Source organism: Rubricoccus marinus (assembly GCF_002257665.1).
Taxonomy (GTDB): domain Bacteria; phylum Bacteroidota; class Rhodothermia; order Rhodothermales; family Rubricoccaceae; genus Rubricoccus; species Rubricoccus marinus.
The window spans coordinates 1-15,491 of sequence record NZ_MQWB01000011.1; the positions used below are offsets into that span (position 1 = coordinate 1).

The window sequence follows — 15,491 nt, forward strand, 5'->3', positions numbered from 1 at the left end:
GTGGGGGCCGGGTCGGTGTCCGGGAGGGGAGGCGCGGTGTCATGTGTCGCGAGCGTCCGCGCGAGGTCCGCATCGCCCCCCCGCTCCAACGCATTGGGCACGGTGGCCCCCCCTCGTTTCAGTGTCCGGCGATCTGGGGCGCCCTTCCCCTTGCGGAAGGTGTAGCGGACGGTGGACCGGACGCGGAGGGTGAAGCACCAGCAGATCTTGATCTTGACGCTGACGTATCCGCGCCCGACGAGGGCGCCGTCGCTCGAGTACTCCGCAGTGAGCCCGATCTCGAGGTGGGCCGTGGCTATACCGAGGATGGAGACGCGCCCGACGACGCGGAGGACGAGGGCGAGCCGGAGGCGGGACGCGCGGCCGGGCTCGACGGCGTACCGGGCCGTGATGCCGAAGTAGATCTGGACGCCGCCTGAGATGGGACCGAGGCGAACCTCGACCGCCGCCGCCGCCATGATGCCGACGTCGACCGAGGCCGCGAGCTGCTTCGACTCCGGGGTGTACTCGAAGGTGGAGACGAACCACCCCGCTCCCCCGAGCGCGCCGACGACGAGCGTGAAGGGGGCCTGCGGTGAGGCGAGGTTGACGCCGCCTCGCACGACGAAGGCGCCCGCGACGTCGAGCCCGAAGTGGGCGCCCAGGGAGAGGTTGGAGAGAGCGAACGACCCGGCGGAGACGTCGGGGAGCGGGAGGGCGAGGGTGGCCTCGGCGCCGGTCGGGGTGACCCGGAGCGTGACGCCGTCCTCCGAGCGCGAGAACCCCCGGATGAGGTCGGAGAGGAACTGGAGGGGGCCCGGGAGCCGGACGCGATCCGGCCGGATGTCGAAAGAGAGGCGCTCGTCGCGGAGGCGGAGCGTGGTGTCTAGGAACTCGACGAGGGTGGTGCCGCCCATCTGGACCTCCCAGGTGCCCTGAATGTCGGCCGTGACGACCGAGCGGCCTGGGCGGCCGGCTTCAACCTCGAAGCGCGACTCCGCCTGGAAACGGGCCGAGCGGAGGTGGAGGCCGAACCCGGCGAGCGAGAAGACCTCGGCCCCGCCGCCGATCCGCTCGTCGACGCCGACCTGGACCCACGCCTTCCGGGAGTCGGGGTCGACCCCGTGGGCCACGCGGATCCGGTCCGAGGCCCCGAGGGGGAGGCGGAGGGCGGGGAAGAGGTCCTCGAGACGGAGCCCGGCGAAGGACGGGAAGATCTGGTTGAGGTCGAAGGCCTCGAGGTCGATCGGGACGAGGCGCTCGGTGAGCGAGGCGATGGGGAGGCGGCTCCCGACGGCCTGGAGGGCGTCCCGGGCCTGGGTGTCGAGCTGGGCGAGGATGGGGGTGAGGGTCGTCTCCGGCCGGACTGCGAGGGCCCGGCCCGCGTCGCCCAGGGCGTGGTAGTAGTAGGCGACCCGCGCCAGCTCCGGGGGGACGTCCGGGTCGGGGAGCTGAAACCGGAGCGAGGGGAGGCGGGGCAGCTCCCCAAACGCCCGGACTGTGCGGAGGGCGGCGTCGGCGGGGGCGAGGACGGGGGCGGCGATCTCCTTGAGGAGGCTGCCGGCCTTGTGCGCCGCCTGTGCCTCGAGGCGGTCGATGAGGGTGTCGACCTCCTTCCCGAGCGTCGCCAGCCGTCGCGAGAGCTGGTCGGGTGCGGGCACGACCGCGAGCGCGTCGTCGAGCCACCCCTCTAGGTAGGCGCCGGGTTTCTCGCCGAGCGCATCCTGGATGGCCTTCTTTACGTCCTCCTCGGATGGCACGAGCTGCTCACATTGACCCCGCGCGGTTGCAACCGCGGCATCGATCGTCGCTTCGGTGTCCTCCCGCATCCGCTTCGCGAGGTCATCGCCCAGCTTCCGGAGCGTGCTGAGCGCCCTCTTGAGTGAATCCGACTCGTCGTCAATGCTATCCCGGATGGTTCCTACGTCCGTTTGGATCTCAGACAGGACGTCTCTCAGGGCCTTCTTGAGAGGCTGCTCCACAGTGCTTACGACGCCGCTCTTGAGCATTCGCGCGGTCTCGGCCACGGTGGTATCGACGGTACCGATCAAGGCCTCGACCTCCTCATCGGTCGCCTCGATTGCATCGACAGCGGCCTCGGTCATCACGGAGGTGACCTCCTTGCCCGCTCGGACGGCCTCCTCGACGTCGACGAAAGCCTTGGAGCGCTCGAAGCCTCTCAGCTTGGAGCGTACCGCCCGAGTCGCGCGCCTTACCGTCTCGGAAGGCGTGCTGTACAGGCCTCCCGTGAACACTCGAGCCGCCCCGTCGATGGCCCCCTCGATCTCGGCGAGAGCGCTTTCCGCACCGCCAACGAGCGTCCCTAGCTGGGCACGGGCGCGCGTCCACGCCGCGAGAGCGCCGTCGGCTGCGGTGGTAAGATCCTTGATGGCGTCCTTGAGCGGTCCGAAGCCCGGACGGAGTCGGCCGAGGGCGTCCCTGCTCTGCTCCGAGAAGAAGTCGACTGCCCGCCGGAGCGGGGACGACGCCTCGGACTCAAGCTGCTCTTGGAGCCAGCTGATGCGGGCGAGGAGACCGTCGAGGCCTTCTAGGAAGGTCTCTTTCTGCGGGATAGTCCCTTCGGTGAGAGACGCGATGGCTCCGAGGATCTGGTTCTCGGCCGAGCGGGCCAGCACGGCCAAGGGGGCCAGGGACCGACGGGCCTGGGACTCGACCGCCCCACAAACCTCGCCCTGGGACGGGAGGGGAATCTCGAGGAGTTTGTCGCCAAGGGTTCTGAAGGGGATACGGCGTACCCGCTTTCGGAGACGCTCGACGTACTTCTCGACCTCCTTACTCCCCAGGGGGATAGACTCCGCCAGTCGGAGATCCTCGACGATCTCGGACCACTCCGTTCGCACCCGGTCCCGGTAGTCCAAGAACGTCTCCTCGATACTGGAGGCCCCTTCGCGAAGACGCTTCGGGGGGGAGGAGGTCCCCCGCATGAGTGTCACGTTGCGGAGGCGGGCGCCGACCGCCTCCGCCGCCCGCCCCGCGACGACGTCGATGGGCTCAGGGAGCGGATCAAGGCGGAACGTGAAAGGGCCGAGTCCCCCCTTCGCGGGGGGGTCGGGGTCGGGCGCTCCCTCGGGCTCGACGACTCCCCTCTTCCAGTGTGCAGGAATATCCGAGGGCTCCATGGCCCCGCGCGTCGGCCACGCGTAGTCGATGCCCTGGACGGCGGGCCAGAGGTGGGGGTCCGAGGGCTGATTCACCCGAGTGCTGGTGTAGAAGTACAGCTTCTCGGGCTCCGCGAGGGTCACGGGGGCCGGCTCGCCGTCCTTTGCTAGCGCGCAGAGGATTGAGATGTGCGGGCGGGGGTAAACCGAGGCGGGGGTGGCATCGGGCCTCCACAGGGGGACCTTGAACCCGATGGCCTCGGTGGCCGGGCCGCCCGGCGAGCCCACGTCCTCGCCCCACGCCGACGAGACGTTGATCTGGCGCTGGTCTCGATGGAACCGCATCCCGACGACCGGGCCTGCGTTGGCCTCCGGTCCGCCCTCGTCCCGGAACGAGCGCTCGGGCTCCAGGATCTCGACGTACTCGCGGACCTTCCGGAGCGCGGGGCGCCCGAGGAGCGTGTCCTGGACCTCGGCGAACTGGACGGTGGGCGCGACGGTTCGCTCGTAGACGATGACGAGCTTGGCGCGGTGCCACCCGACGCTGATGCGGCCGAACACCTCGAGGGTGACCTCGTGGGTCCGACCCATGGTAGTCGAGGACGAGATGCGGAAGAGCCCGTCGGCGAAGGTGGCGACCTGATCGCCCCACCCGCCCAAGGCCGAGAACGCCGCGCTGTGGAGCTCGCCGGTGTCGGACGTGCCGGCCTGCCAGAGGCGGTCGTAGAGATTGAGAGACTCGAAGGGCCAGGCGAAGCCGCCGGGGAGTGGAGGACCGGGGTTGACCGTGGTCTCCGGGGCGGCCCGGTACGTGTCGGGCGGGACGTGGGGGACCCGGCGCTCCGGGTTCGACGTAGAGACGGGGAGCCGGAGGCGGGCGTTCGGCCGCAGCGAGTAGGACACCCCTTCCCTGATATAGAGCGGGGCCGCGCCCTGGCCGAGGCGCCGGGGCTCGAGGAGCGCCAGGCGTCCCCGGTGGAGGGGGTGCCACCGCCTCCACCGCTCGGCTGCGCGGTCCCACCGGGCGGCCTGGCCGGGGGTCAGGGTGAGGGGTGCGGGGCCGATCTCCGCAGGTAGCGACCCCATCCACGCCCCGATTTCCGCGAGCCACAGGTCGTCACGCTCGATGCGCCCCGTCATGCCGTAGAACATCTCGAACACCGCCGAGAGGAGCTGCACGCCGGGCTCGCGTTGACCGGGACTCTCGAGGAGCTGGCGGAGATTCCAACGGGCCTCGCCCTCGGGCTGGATGCGGAGCCGGGTGGGAGGGGCAAAGCGGTAGGCGGCGGGCGTCTTCTCCGCGAGGTCGGGGTCGAGCCCTTCGACCGATCGCTGCTTCTCCATGGCCTCGCCGACGGCCTGCGTCTGGAGGACGAGGTCCATGCCGGACGGGGCGAATCGGAAGGACCACCCGCTCGTGGGGTGGTAGGTCGCGAGGGTGTCTGACCGCGCGTCGCCGAGGGGGTCCTTGTACCGGACCTGGGCGACGAGAAAGGGGTCGCGGTCGAGGACCAGGAGGGACTTGGTGGCCGGACCTCCGGGCGGGGGGGACCCGGGTCGGCTGACCGTCAGGCGGACGGTCTGGGAGAGCGTGGAGAGGGCGCTCTCCTGGACCCGGACGCGTCCGGGAGACTCCGTCGCAGGCTTCGGCTCTGCCCCCTCCGCGGGAGGTGGCAGCTCAAGGATGAGGGGCGGCTCGCGCGTGAACGGGGCGTGGGGGTCGGAGCGGGCCTCCCCATAGCGCTCCTCGGCGCGCGCGTACTCGTCGCCAGCGGCGGGGTCCTGTCCACCGGGCGAGAGCCCGTCGAGACCGAGTTGGAGGTCGAGGCGCTGGACGACGGGCCCTCCCGAGCGGGCGTCGCCGGTCGTCGACCGCCGGACGTACAGGGCGCCGGGGGAGTCTGCGAGGTCCCCCCTCCTAATATCGGAAACCGTGTCTGTGGCCGGGCCGAAGCGGAGGGCGACGGCGCCCAGCCGGACCTCCTGGGGGTCCTGTGACGAAGGGGAGACCGACACCTCCGAGACCGCGAACCGGAGGTGGGGCTCGACGAACCGGAGGTCCAGCCCGTCCTCGGGCTCGTTCGCGTCGTTGATGTTGTGTAGGAAGAGGGTGCGTCGTAGCCCGCGGCCGTCTCCGTCCGACGTCTGGAACCCGGGGAAGCGGGCTGCCACGGCGTACCCCGCGAGGCCGCCGCCCTCCCCGTAGCCTGGGGAGAGGTAGAGGAGCTGGGCCGTGGGCGCCGGCCCGAGGTCGTCCATGGCGAACGTGGCGGCCCAGTGCCCCTTGCCGTACGCCCAAGCCTTGTCCACGACGGGGAGGAGGGTCAGGGGGTGCCCGTCCCGCGCGGTCCGCAATGAGTGGAGCATCGGCTCGCTCACGTAGCGGTTGATCCACTCTGCAAGTCGTTCGCCATCAATCAGAGTTGCAGGGTGGTTGCTCGTCCTCGGTCGCGCGAGTTGCCATGTGGGCACGTCCGTATCCACGAACCATCGGGGCAGGCCCTGCACGTCAGCCGTTGGGCGTGCCGCTCGCTGACGGAGGAGCACCTTAAACGGCTTCGAGTCGATGCCGATTTCGCCCCGAGCTTTCAGCCCCGACAGGCTCTGAGGAAATCTTGCCGTAAACGCGACTCGCGGGCGTGCGCCGATCTTTGCCTCCCGTACCGTGGCGGAGAGATTGAAGTTGAGCCGGCCGTCGCTCACGCCTATAGACAAGTCCGGCCTCCCCGAGTCATACACGCCAGGTAACTCTAAACCGACCTCTTCTCGGACGAAGCGACTAGCATGGATTTGATCGGCCACGCCAGAGGCATTAGACCTCCACGAAAACTCGGACTCGAAAACGGATTGGTCGAGCCGAACGGATGTTCTCTCTCCCAGTCCCGCCCATCGCGCTTGGTCTAGTGCTGGTGGGTCAGCGGGGGAGCTACCACCCACAAGTCGGGCAGAGAATCTCAGAGAACCCGCGTTGTGGAGCGCGCATCGAGTTCTGAACTGAACCTCGAGGTCCTGCATGGGTGAGCCGACTTCAGCGGGAAGCGACGTGCTCGCGTCGGGGACGATCGGGATCCAGACGAGCGGCCTAGAATCATCGATCTGACTGCCGGGACGCGCGAGGAGAGCAAGCCCGTCGAGCGACTCTACGGCTGCCTCCCGTGTTACTACAAACTGGGCTTTGTCAGAGTCGTAGGAAAGAGAATAAGCCTCGATGCCCCGCGTGAAACCAACCAGGAGGGGGTAAGACGGCATGTCAGAGCGGGCTCGATGGAGGGACTATTGGGGGCAGGAGTGGCCTGATTTTCGCGAGCCATAAGTGTATGCGGTCCCGACGCGGTACCAACAGAGCGGCTTGGACTTGGAGCCGCCGGGGGCGTAGGGACCGGCGTTGGCCGCGGCCGGGAGGCCCCGTAGATCGCCGTGGGCGAACCGTTCCTCGGCGCCGCCCTCCGTGTAGTACTCCCCGACCCCCGTGAAGCCCTCTTTGACCAACTCGTCGGCGAACGCGACGGATGTCAGCCCATCGACCCTCGCGTCGGCCGCGATCCCAGAGTTGTGGGCACTATCGCTCGGGGATCCCGGCCGCTTGCCGGAGGTGACCACGACGTCTTTGCCGAGACGCTTCGATATCCGCTTCAGGCGTGTGAGAACCTCGTCGTGCAGTCCTTGCGTATCTCCTGTGACAGGCATGCTGGGAGCGGTTGTGGCTGACCGCACGATACGGGAGACCGCTCGAATAGGAGCCGCCATCGAGGCGGTGACTTCATTATCTAGATGTGATCAGCCTGATACGCAGACCATGGGGTCCGACAATTAAACGCGTAGAATTGTCCGGTAACCGACCACGAACGTCCTTATCTGGGCTCTGAGGCGGTCGTGAGGCCGTGACACCGATGAGTCGAGAGCTGTCAGCCGGTTCCGAGAGGTCTGTGAACAGCGCGCAGCGTGCTCATGGGCGTCCTAACCGGTTGGTGGTCCTCGCCAACCGTTCACAATGGTTCTGTTGCTTGTCGGACCCGGACTGGGGCCGAGCGGAGGTAAAACAGATCGCCCGCGACGCTTCGACACGGCAAGCCACCGTCCCTGGGGGCACTCCTCAGAGGCGGCGTAAGGCGGTGTGTCGGTGTCGTCTCTATTTCGCCCTTTTGGCCTGCCGGGTCTGGACGTCAGGACCCGTGGACCGGACGACGACACGGCCACGGGGAAACTCGACGTGGAGCTCGGGCCAGACGGCCGCGATCGCGCGGATGGCGTCGCGCACCTTGTAGCCGAAGTTCTTCTTGGCCGAAGCGGTGAGCTTGCCGTGCTCGTCGGTCTTGTAGTGGCTGCCAAGCTGGGCGTGGAGCTGGTCGTAGTTCACGACGACCTCGGGCCGACCCGTCCGTTCGAGTCCGCTCAGGCGGTACGTGAGCCACAGGTAGAGGTCGTACGCCGTCGGCCGCGCGCGGAAGAGCTGTGCCTTGCGGAAGTCGATAGGGAAACAGGAGCCGACGACGATCTCGTGCCAGAAGCGGTCCGAGAGCGTGATCGTCCCGCCGTCGGCGGGCTCGCTCGTAGGGGTGGCCGCGCAGTGCCAGAAGTGGTAGCTGTCGACGAACAGGATGCTCTCGCCGCGCTGGTGGGCGTGCGGTCCCTCGAACGTGTCCCAGCGGTAGTCCACGACGGCCGTCGACAGGCGTTGGAGCTGGTCGATGACGTAGGCGATGCGTCCGTGCTCGCCGCCCGACGGCGTGATGTCGACGCGCTCGCAGAAGTCCGTCAGCGTGGTCCCGAGGTCGATCGTGCGCCGCTTCTTGATCTGGGCCTCGGTGATGATGTAGCACAGCAGCAGCCGCGCCAGGCCGCCGAACGGGATGCCACGCGACACCTCGGGGTGGACGTGGTTCGGGCCGCGCTTCGTCCCCGCGCGGATGGTGAGCGTAAAGCTGCCATTCGTGGCGGCGTAGGTCGTCGCCAGGAGCGGTTGGGGCTTGCCACCCACGCCATGGATGGTGACGCGCTCGCCGTCGGCGCCGAGGAGGTAGCGCTCTTTGTGAGGCAGCATCGCCTGCACGAACGTCGTCGGGTTCATGGCGATGGCCCCGGCGTCCTCGGGCCGTTGCGAGAGGATGTGGGTCACCCGTCGGTTGCGGTTGTCGCGGCGCGTCTGGGCTGCCAGTTCGGCTCTGGATGGCCGCGATGGTGTCCGGTCACCGGGGGAGGGCTTGGCGTGGGGCGTCTCGCTCATAGAGGCTCGGGCTGAGAGCCAGCCGAGCGTCGGTGAGCGAACGAGCGAACCTCTAAGTCTCCTATCTTTGAGGCTGTGCAGCCGATTCGTCACCGGACCCCGGTCGTGACTCGGATGAAGTAGGGCCGGCTCTCTCTGCAAAGAGGGCCGGCTCTGCGCTTTCGAAAGGGCGTCTATTCTCTCTGGTTGAGGATTGGGGTGTTCGGTGGGGCGGTGATGGATGGGGTGCGCGTGTGGTCGAGGAGCGCATCGAGGAGGCGAGCCCTGGTCGCGGGTGGGCTGGGCGTGCACCGTCTCCGCCCTCGTGCGGTGCCGTCTAGGTCTAGCTTGTCAGTCCGCCGACAGAGTGCTCGCGCTACGACACGGTCAAGGTTGTGTCGCCCTGCGAGCGGCCCGCGGACCCCCCTCTGAGCCATCCTTTCCTGGTCGTGTCCACGTCCGAACCCATCGCCGACTCTGACGGCTTCCAGCCGACGAGCGGGGCCTCGCCCGCGTACCGGCGCACCGGACCCTCGGTCCACGCGCTGACCTACTACGTCCTGCTCGTCACGCGGCGGCGGCGGCCCCTGTTCGAGGGCGCGGCTGCGGCGGCCAGGCTGAAGGAGCTGCTGAGACTGGAGGCCGAGCGGATGGGCTTGGGCGTCGAGTCCATCGACGTGAACCCGGCCACGGTCACGATCCACATCCACGCCCCACCGACGCTGTCGCCCCACAAGATCGTGCGCGAGCTTCGCCGGGCCGCGTCGGGGCCGCTGCGCGAGGAGTTTCCGCACATCAAGAGCGCGGGCGGCTTGTTCGTCCGCGACTACATGGTGACCTCGGTACCCGTCCCGGAGACGGACTGCGACGCGTTCGAGCGTCACATCCCGAAGCGCTGGACGCCGAAAGCGGCGTCGCCGAAGGCGGAGGAGTAAAGGCACGGCCTTCCAGCTCACGGCGTCAGTTCGTCGTCGGCTGGTCGCGGAGTCCCTCGGTCGTGGGCCTGTCGGGCCGCGTGGACGAGGAGGGGGCCAGGATCACCTCGGCCCTGGGGTTGTCGCGCGCGACGCTCCTCAGAACGTCGAGCGGGTTCGCGCCGGCGGCGTAGGCGGTCGGGAGCGTGTCCTGCTCGAACGTCTTCAGGACGTCGGGGGAGGAGAAGCGGGCGACGTAGCGGTGCTCGTGGAGGAACACCCGGATGGTGGGCCTGCGGCGCATGGCTGTCGAGATCTGTGAGCAGGTTTGGACGGCCATGATGCCCAAGTGAAAACGCTTAAGTCCTGTGGGCATCGCCGGTGCGGATAAATGTGCACACTGACCTACATACCGTTACAGAGCGGATCCGCTCTGTTCTGCGGCGGCCGTTCCCCGGAACCTGCTCGGCGACCTCCCATCGCCGATGCCACCCCCCCGAGCCACGGATCCCGACGTCCACCGCCTGTTCCTCAAGGCGGTGGGGACGGTCGTCCGTCGGCGGCGGGAAGCGGTCGGGATGACGCAGGAGCGTCTGGAGGCGGCGTCGGCGGTTCACGTGACCCACGTGCGCGCGATCGAGGCCGGGCGGCGGAACGCGTCGGGGCTGGTGCTGTGGCAGCTGGCGCAGGGGCTCGGCGTCTCCTACGGGACGTTCAGCACGGAAGTCGAAGCGGAAGTCGGCGCGTCGCGCGAGGGATAGCGGGTCGCCAGAAGCCTTCTGGAGACAAACGGTCTCTGGTGGGCGTGAGCCGATGCTACACGACGACGAGCCTGCAGGGAGCCTCGGGCGGCATCCGCCGGAAGTCGCGGTCGTTGAACGTGCGCAGCTCGTCGGCGCCGGCCTTCTCCGCCGCGCGGACGTGGAGCCCGTCGTAGACGGCGCCGCTCAGCAGGTCGAGGGCCGCCATCCGGTCGAGCACGGCGCGGTAGTCGTCGGCGCCCAGCGGGACGACCTCGGCGAACTGGAGCGCCCCCTCCTCAATCAGGCGGAGGACGGCCGTCGGCGTGAGGCGGGGCCTCAGGGCCGTGAGCGTCGCGTAGGTCTCGGCGAGCGCGTGCGCGGCGACGACGAGATCGATCTCGCCAGAGGCGGCGCGGTCGAGAGTCGGGGCCGCGCGCCCGTGGTGGGGGTGCGCTTCGATGAGGCCAGGGACGAGGACGGACGTGTCAGCGAGGACCCTCACGCGTCCCGGCCCTCGGCTTCCGAGTCGTCGGCGTCAGGGATGTCCACGCCGGCGAGGTGGCCCGTCCGCGCGAGGCGCTGCTCCCGGATAAACGCCACGATGTCTTGGCCGTGCGGGTCGATGGCGCCGGTGTAGACGAGGCGCCCGTTCTTGCGAACGAGCGGCGGCGCGTCGGGCACGGCGCGGAGCTCGAGCGAGGGCGCGCCGTCGCCGCCGGTGTGGACGTCGAGCGAGATCTCGGCGCCGGCGCTCAGGCCGAGGCGGTCGCGGAGCGGCTTGGGAATGAGGACGCGGCCGAACTTGTCGATGGTGACGGTCATGGCGCGGGCGGGGGTTGGATTGGCAATGTACGTGCCGCGTTGGCAATTAGTCTCGATGTGCCTCCTTTCCTGGCGCCCGATGAGCGAGGTTTACCGGGCGCGAGCCGATTTTTCTAAGTCAGATATGACCCATGAGAATGAGCGCAGCCTTATGGAAACGGAGCGGTACTGATCATCTTGGAGCTCCGTCCGACGATCGCCCCGGCTAGTGGACGGTGCTCGCGAGGTCGAACATGGGCAGGTACATCGCGACGAGGATTCCACCGACTACGAGGCCGAGGAGGACGATGAGCACCGGCTCGACGATGGCGGCGAGCGCGTCGACCGCCCCATCGGTCTCCTCCTCGTATTTGGCGGCGAGGATGAGGAGCACGTCGTCCAAGCGAGCAGCTTCTTCCCCCGCGGAGAGGAGTTGGATCACGAGAGGAGGGAAGAGGGACTCACGGAGGAGAGAGTCTCGGAGTCGGCCTCCCTTCCTCAGTCCGTCAGCTAGGGCTTGCGCCGCATCGGCGGATCGGGGCGGGGCTCCTGGCCCTGCCGCGAGGTCGAGGGCTTCGACGAGTGGGACCCCGCCGCGCACGAGCGTGCCGACGGTGCGGCAGAAGCGCGCGATGAGGGCTCCTCGTAGGAGGGGACCGAGGACAGGAAGGCGTAGGAGGAGCCCCTCGATGGTGCGATCTCCCGCAGGCGTTCGTGCCCAGCGCTGCCCCGCGACGGCGAGGCCCATACCCGCTGCGATGAGCCAAGGCCCTCCAGTAATGAGGGCCTGGCTCGCGGCCAGGACGAACCGCGTGGGACCGGGTAACTCTGCGCCGAAGTCGGCGAACATGGCTGCGAAGGTGGGGACGACGAACGCGAGCAGGAAGCCGACGGCTCCCCCCGCGACGACGAGCACGACGGCGGGGTAGACGAGGGCCAAGCGGACGCGGCGACGGAGGGCAGCGGCGCGTTCGAGATACCCTGCGAGGCGGTTCAGCACATCGGGGAGCACGCCCGCCGTTTCACCGACGCGCACGAGTTGAACGTAGAGCGGGTCGAACACGAGCGGGTACCGGGCGAAACTGGCCGCGAGCCCGGCTCCACTCTCGACCCCCTCTCGCACGCCTCGGGCAGCCCCCTGGAGGGTGCCGGTGAATTGGTCCTCAAGGGTTCGTAGGGCGTCCGTGATCGGGAGGCGGGCGGTCACCATGACCGCGAGCCCTCGGCTGAAATCGGCGACGGATTTCGGTGATGGCCGACGCCGCCATGAGGCGGTGGGAGGGGCGACCTTAGAGGCTGTGGCGACGACGGCCCGAGCGGACGGCAGCGCGATGACGGGTCTGCTCATGGGTGTGATGGGCCCAGGCTGGCAGTCGATGCCCGGATGCAGGCCGTTGTACCGACGGTGAGTCGCCGCGATCGGGTGCGCACCGACGCGACCGTGAGCGCCACGTCGGTACAAAAGGAGCCCCTGGGGGCGAAGCGCAGCCCTTCGATGGAAACACCCGGTCCGTTGACCTTCCGGCCCTCGCGGAGGAGGACGCCGTCCGACAGGTGGTACTCGACCGTGCGGGCCGAGTCGTCTGGCGTAGCGATATGGAGGCGAGTGCCTCCGAGGTGGGTGAGCGGGAGTTCCGTCGATACCATGAGGTCCGCCGATACCATCTCGAGCGTGGTCGCGGCGGTGGAGGCGAGCTCGGTGTTGTCGCGCCACGTGGCGGCCTGCTGTGAGAGGGTGACGACGATGGCTACGGCGATCGAGACGGTGAGGAGGGTGAGCGAGGCGCCGACGGAGAGCTCGACGAGAGAGAAGCCGGCGTCGGACTGAGCGGCCGGGCTGCCGAGAGGTCGGCGAGGGGTGGGGTACCGGGGGGGGCATTGGGGGAGAGCCCTGTACGCCCCGCGCCTCGTGGCGCCTTCCACACGCGGACGTGCGTAATGAGAAGAGGACCTTGTGTCGTGGTCACCGTCGAGATGATCCAGCCGTCTTTCAGTTCTGAGGGCGCGTGCGCAGCTGAGTAAGGCAGAGAGTCGGCCATGAACCGAGCCTCTTCGGTGATGGATTGTGCGAGCGCGAGGGCGGCCGTCCGGTCCTGACCGTCGGCGCGGGCGACGGACCACGAGAACGCGGCGCCGAGCGGGAGGAGCGCGATGGCGAGAAGCGCGAGGGAGACCGCGGCCTCGGTCAGAGTAAAGCCTGCCTCGGGATCGCTCAGACTGTGGGTCGTCGGGGAGTGAGCGGCGGTCGGCGGTGAGGGCGACAGCCGTGCCGGGGGCGGCGACGCCGAACGGGACGGCGCGGGGCGGAAGGGAACGCGCGTCGAAGCGCCCCGAGCGGAGCCAGTTGACATAGGTAGCGGGGGAGTCGTAGAAGCGGAGTTGCCACACGACGGTGGGGCCGGTTATGGTGCCTTGGATGTCGGCACGGTCGGCGCTGTACACGCCGCCTCGTACGTGGGCGCGCGGCGAGACCGCGACCGTTCCACGGCCGGGACCATCTGGAGCGTAGGCGGCGACGCCGTCGAGCGTGGATCCGTCGCCGATTTCCACCTCGGCGTCTACCACGCCCAGAGCGACGGCGGAGGAGGGGTAGCGAAGCGCCGCACCTGGACCGACCCGGACCGAGCGCCCTGCGAGGAGATGGAGCGACGCGGTGACGGCGCCTCGGGTCGTCGCGGACTGTCGGCCGTAGGCGAGGGCAGGGCCTCCAGCGATGGGGCCTGTCAGTCTCACCTCTCCACCTGCGGCGATACGCACGTACGGAGGCAGCGTGAGAGGCCCGACGATGTCGACGTCGCCGCCCGCGACGATCCATAGGTCGCGCGAGTCGGAGCGGGGTAGGTCTCGTGCACGAATCGTGAGGTCGCCGAAGGACGAGAGGACGAGAGCCGAGTCCCCATCGGACGATGGGGTAGCGCCGTGGAGAACGGCTTCGAGTCGCTGTTGCGTCGCTGACGCCACCGGGAGGGTAATGGGCCGCGCGGTCGTGGTCGTCTCTGCGGCTCCGTCATGACGAGGGGCATTGGGGCGGCGTGGGAGGTCGCCGTACTGGATGCCCGCGGGGCCGGTGAGGATGGTGCCCTCGACGACAGCATCACCGGCGAGGACGAGCGGGGTGGAGGGGTCACCGAGGACGAGGGCGTACCGGGTCGCCTCGCCAGGCGGGGCACCGATGAGCGAGCGGACCTGGGACCTCGCGCGGCCCGTCTGGCCTGAGGCGTTGACGAGGAGAAACACCCCGAAGGGTTCGAGGGTCGCGCGCGAGCGGATGCGCGGCCCGAGGGGCACCTCGAACGAGTCTGTCGGCTGGTCAGGCGTCGCCTCGGCGTACGCGAGGTCCAGGGCCGCCTCGGCGGCGTAGCGGGCCTGGAGCCGGTCGGACCGTTGGACGGAGGCCTGACGACCGGCAAGGTCGACGACGAGAACGCTTCCGACCAAGAGCGACAGGAGCGTGATGAGAAGGAGGACGCTGGGGAGACCGAAACCGGCTTCGGAGTCCGCGATAGGGGGGCTCACGGGAAGGGTCCGTGCGGCCACACGGCGATCCACAGGGTGGCGCCGACCAGGAGGGAGGGCACGAACGGAACGGGCTGATGGCGCGACAGCCGACCGGTGGCGAGCCCGACGGCTCCGGCGAGGCCTGCGACGAGGATGCCCAGGTAGAGGGCCCACAACGCGTACCAACCGAGGGCGAGCCCGAGAACGGCGAGGAGCTTGGCGTCACCGAGCCCGAACCCCGGTCGGCCGAACGCGATGCTCCCGAGCCCACGAAGGGCGAGGGCGACGGCCGCGGCGGCGACGGCCGCGACGAGGCGGCTTGGTAGCCACGCCGGTGCCAAAGCGACCAGAACGATGAGAACGAGAGCCCCTGCCGAGAGCGAGAGTCGGTCTGGAACGGTGCCGTGGCGGAGATCGGTAACGGTGGCAACGAGCGTGGCCGCGAAGCCGATAAACGCGACGACCGCCCAGACGAAGGCGCCCCCCCCGACGGGACCGGTGCTGGAGACCGTGGGGAGGAGGGGGGCTAGCGACGCCGCGCGCGATGCGACTGCCACGAACGCCAGAGCTGCAGCGACCTCGACGAATGGGTACTGGAGCGGGACTCGCGCATCGCAGTGCCTACACCTGCCGCGGAGAAGGCCGTAGCTGACGAGAGGGATGAGGTCTCGCCACGCGAGGGCATGGCTGCAGGCGGGGCACGCGGAGCGTGGCGACAGGGAGCGCCGCTGTGGAAGCCGGTAGGCGGCGACGTTGAGGAAGCTGCCGAAGACGAGGCCGAGCACGGCCACGCTGGCGAGAGCCGGCGCCATCAGTCGGGGACGCGCTCGCGGACGACGCCCGATTCGCTGACCTCCCACACGTTGAACGTGCCGTCCTTGTCGAAGTCGACGACGGAGGTGGCGGTGGCGGTGAAGCCGCGGTCGTCGGCGCGCTCGACCGCGATGACGTAGCGTGCGGAGCCTCCCTGAGAGACGAGGGGGGTCTGCTCGAAGCCGATGAGGCCAGGAGACGAGGCGTACACGTCGTTCTGGTAGAGGTAGCCCTGTTCGAGGGAGTAGACCTGCTTGAGCATCAGTTTGGCCTCGGTCTTCTTGGCGTCTGCCGTGACGTTCATGAACCGGGGGATGGCCAGAAGGGCGAGGATGCCGACGATCACGAGGACGACCATCAGCTCGGTGAGAGAGAACCCGGCTTCGGGGGTGTCGTGAGAGCGGGGGGGAGTGGTCACGGG

General features: G+C 69.0%; 11 protein-coding genes and 1 pseudogene. 2 read left to right on the forward strand and 10 right to left on the reverse strand.

All coding sequences use genetic code 11. The features are described 5' to 3' along the window. The 3 genes and pseudogenes from BSZ36_RS17485 to BSZ36_RS17495 form a co-directional block, all read right to left on the reverse strand. Positions 1–5,606, reverse strand: a pseudogene (locus BSZ36_RS17485) (hypothetical protein); the annotation flags it as partial. Between the two features lie 765 nt (positions 5,607–6,371). Next, positions 6,372–6,785, reverse strand: coding sequence for a hypothetical protein (locus BSZ36_RS17490; protein ID WP_094551690.1), 414 nt, complete (start codon positions 6,783–6,785; stop codon positions 6,372–6,374). Positions 6,786–7,227: 442 nt separating this feature from the next. Beyond that, complete coding sequence (locus BSZ36_RS17495; RefSeq protein WP_179271276.1) at positions 7,228–8,214, reverse strand: replication protein RepA; 987 nt, start codon at positions 8,212–8,214, stop codon at positions 7,228–7,230. Positions 8,215–8,750: 536 nt separating this feature from the next. On the opposite strand from BSZ36_RS17495, the gene BSZ36_RS17500 reads away from it, so the two are divergent. Further along, a complete protein-coding gene (locus BSZ36_RS17500; RefSeq protein ID WP_179271277.1) occupies positions 8,751–9,236 on the forward strand; it encodes a transposase in 486 nt (161 codons plus the stop codon). A gap of 25 nt (positions 9,237–9,261) precedes the next feature. Here BSZ36_RS17500 and BSZ36_RS17505 read toward each other — a convergent pair whose 3' ends face one another. Beyond that, complete coding sequence (locus tag BSZ36_RS17505; protein ID WP_143536975.1) at positions 9,262–9,519, reverse strand: hypothetical protein; 258 nt, start codon at positions 9,517–9,519, stop codon at positions 9,262–9,264. Between the two features lie 181 nt (positions 9,520–9,700). Here BSZ36_RS17505 and BSZ36_RS17510 point away from each other — a divergent pair, with 181 nt between their 5' ends. Further along, entirely contained in the window at positions 9,701–9,976 is a 276-nt protein-coding gene (locus tag BSZ36_RS17510; RefSeq protein ID WP_094551698.1) for a helix-turn-helix domain-containing protein, read from the forward strand. 55 nt (positions 9,977–10,031) lie between these two features. Here the strand turns inward: BSZ36_RS17510 and BSZ36_RS17515 are convergent, their stop codons facing one another. The 6 genes from BSZ36_RS17515 to BSZ36_RS20075 form a co-directional block, all read right to left on the reverse strand. Beyond that, positions 10,032–10,460 (reverse strand): type II toxin-antitoxin system VapC family toxin, encoded by a 429-nt coding sequence (locus BSZ36_RS17515; RefSeq protein ID WP_094551700.1) that lies wholly within the window; start codon positions 10,458–10,460, stop codon positions 10,032–10,034. Next, a complete protein-coding gene (locus tag BSZ36_RS17520; RefSeq protein ID WP_094551702.1) occupies positions 10,457–10,780 on the reverse strand; it encodes an AbrB/MazE/SpoVT family DNA-binding domain-containing protein in 324 nt (107 codons plus the stop codon). The genes BSZ36_RS17515 and BSZ36_RS17520 overlap by 4 nt, the downstream gene beginning before the upstream one ends. A 205-nt stretch (positions 10,781–10,985) precedes the next feature. Then, the gene (locus tag BSZ36_RS17525) at positions 10,986–12,107 is read right to left on the reverse strand and encodes a type II secretion system F family protein (protein ID WP_179271278.1); all 1,122 of its coding nucleotides are present in this window, start codon (positions 12,105–12,107) and stop codon (positions 10,986–10,988) included. 400 nt (positions 12,108–12,507) lie between these two features. Then, on the reverse strand, positions 12,508–13,110 hold the full coding sequence (locus BSZ36_RS20215) for a prepilin-type N-terminal cleavage/methylation domain-containing protein (protein ID WP_483880257.1): 603 nt from the start codon (positions 13,108–13,110) through the stop codon (positions 12,508–12,510). A 1,161-nt stretch (positions 13,111–14,271) separates the two neighbouring features. Next, positions 14,272–15,069: a prepilin peptidase gene (locus BSZ36_RS17540; protein WP_094551710.1), complete on the reverse strand. Its 798-nt coding sequence runs from the start codon at positions 15,067–15,069 to the stop codon at positions 14,272–14,274. Beyond that, complete coding sequence (locus BSZ36_RS20075) at positions 15,069–15,488, reverse strand: type IV pilin protein (protein ID WP_094551712.1); 420 nt, start codon at positions 15,486–15,488, stop codon at positions 15,069–15,071. The genes BSZ36_RS17540 and BSZ36_RS20075 overlap by 1 nt, the downstream gene beginning before the upstream one ends. Positions 15,489–15,491 lie beyond the last annotated feature (3 nt).

Coding starts and splice junctions, on each gene's coding strand:
- BSZ36_RS17490 (WP_094551690.1), bottom strand. CDS start 6,785: ATGCCTGTCACAGGAGATACGCAAGGACTGCACGACGAGGTTCTCACA.
- BSZ36_RS17505 (WP_143536975.1), bottom strand. CDS start 9,519: ATGCGCCGCAGGCCCACCATCCGGGTGTTCCTCCACGAGCACCGCTAC.
- BSZ36_RS17510 (WP_094551698.1), top strand. CDS start 9,701: ATGCCACCCCCCCGAGCCACGGATCCCGACGTCCACCGCCTGTTCCTC.
- BSZ36_RS17520 (WP_094551702.1), bottom strand. CDS start 10,780: ATGACCGTCACCATCGACAAGTTCGGCCGCGTCCTCATTCCCAAGCCG.
- BSZ36_RS17525 (WP_179271278.1), bottom strand. CDS start 12,107: ATGAGCAGACCCGTCATCGCGCTGCCGTCCGCTCGGGCCGTCGTCGCC.
- BSZ36_RS20215 (WP_483880257.1), bottom strand. CDS start 13,110: ATGTCAACTGGCTCCGCTCGGGGCGCTTCGACGCGCGTTCCCTTCCGC.
- BSZ36_RS17540 (WP_094551710.1), bottom strand. CDS start 15,069: ATGGCGCCGGCTCTCGCCAGCGTGGCCGTGCTCGGCCTCGTCTTCGGC.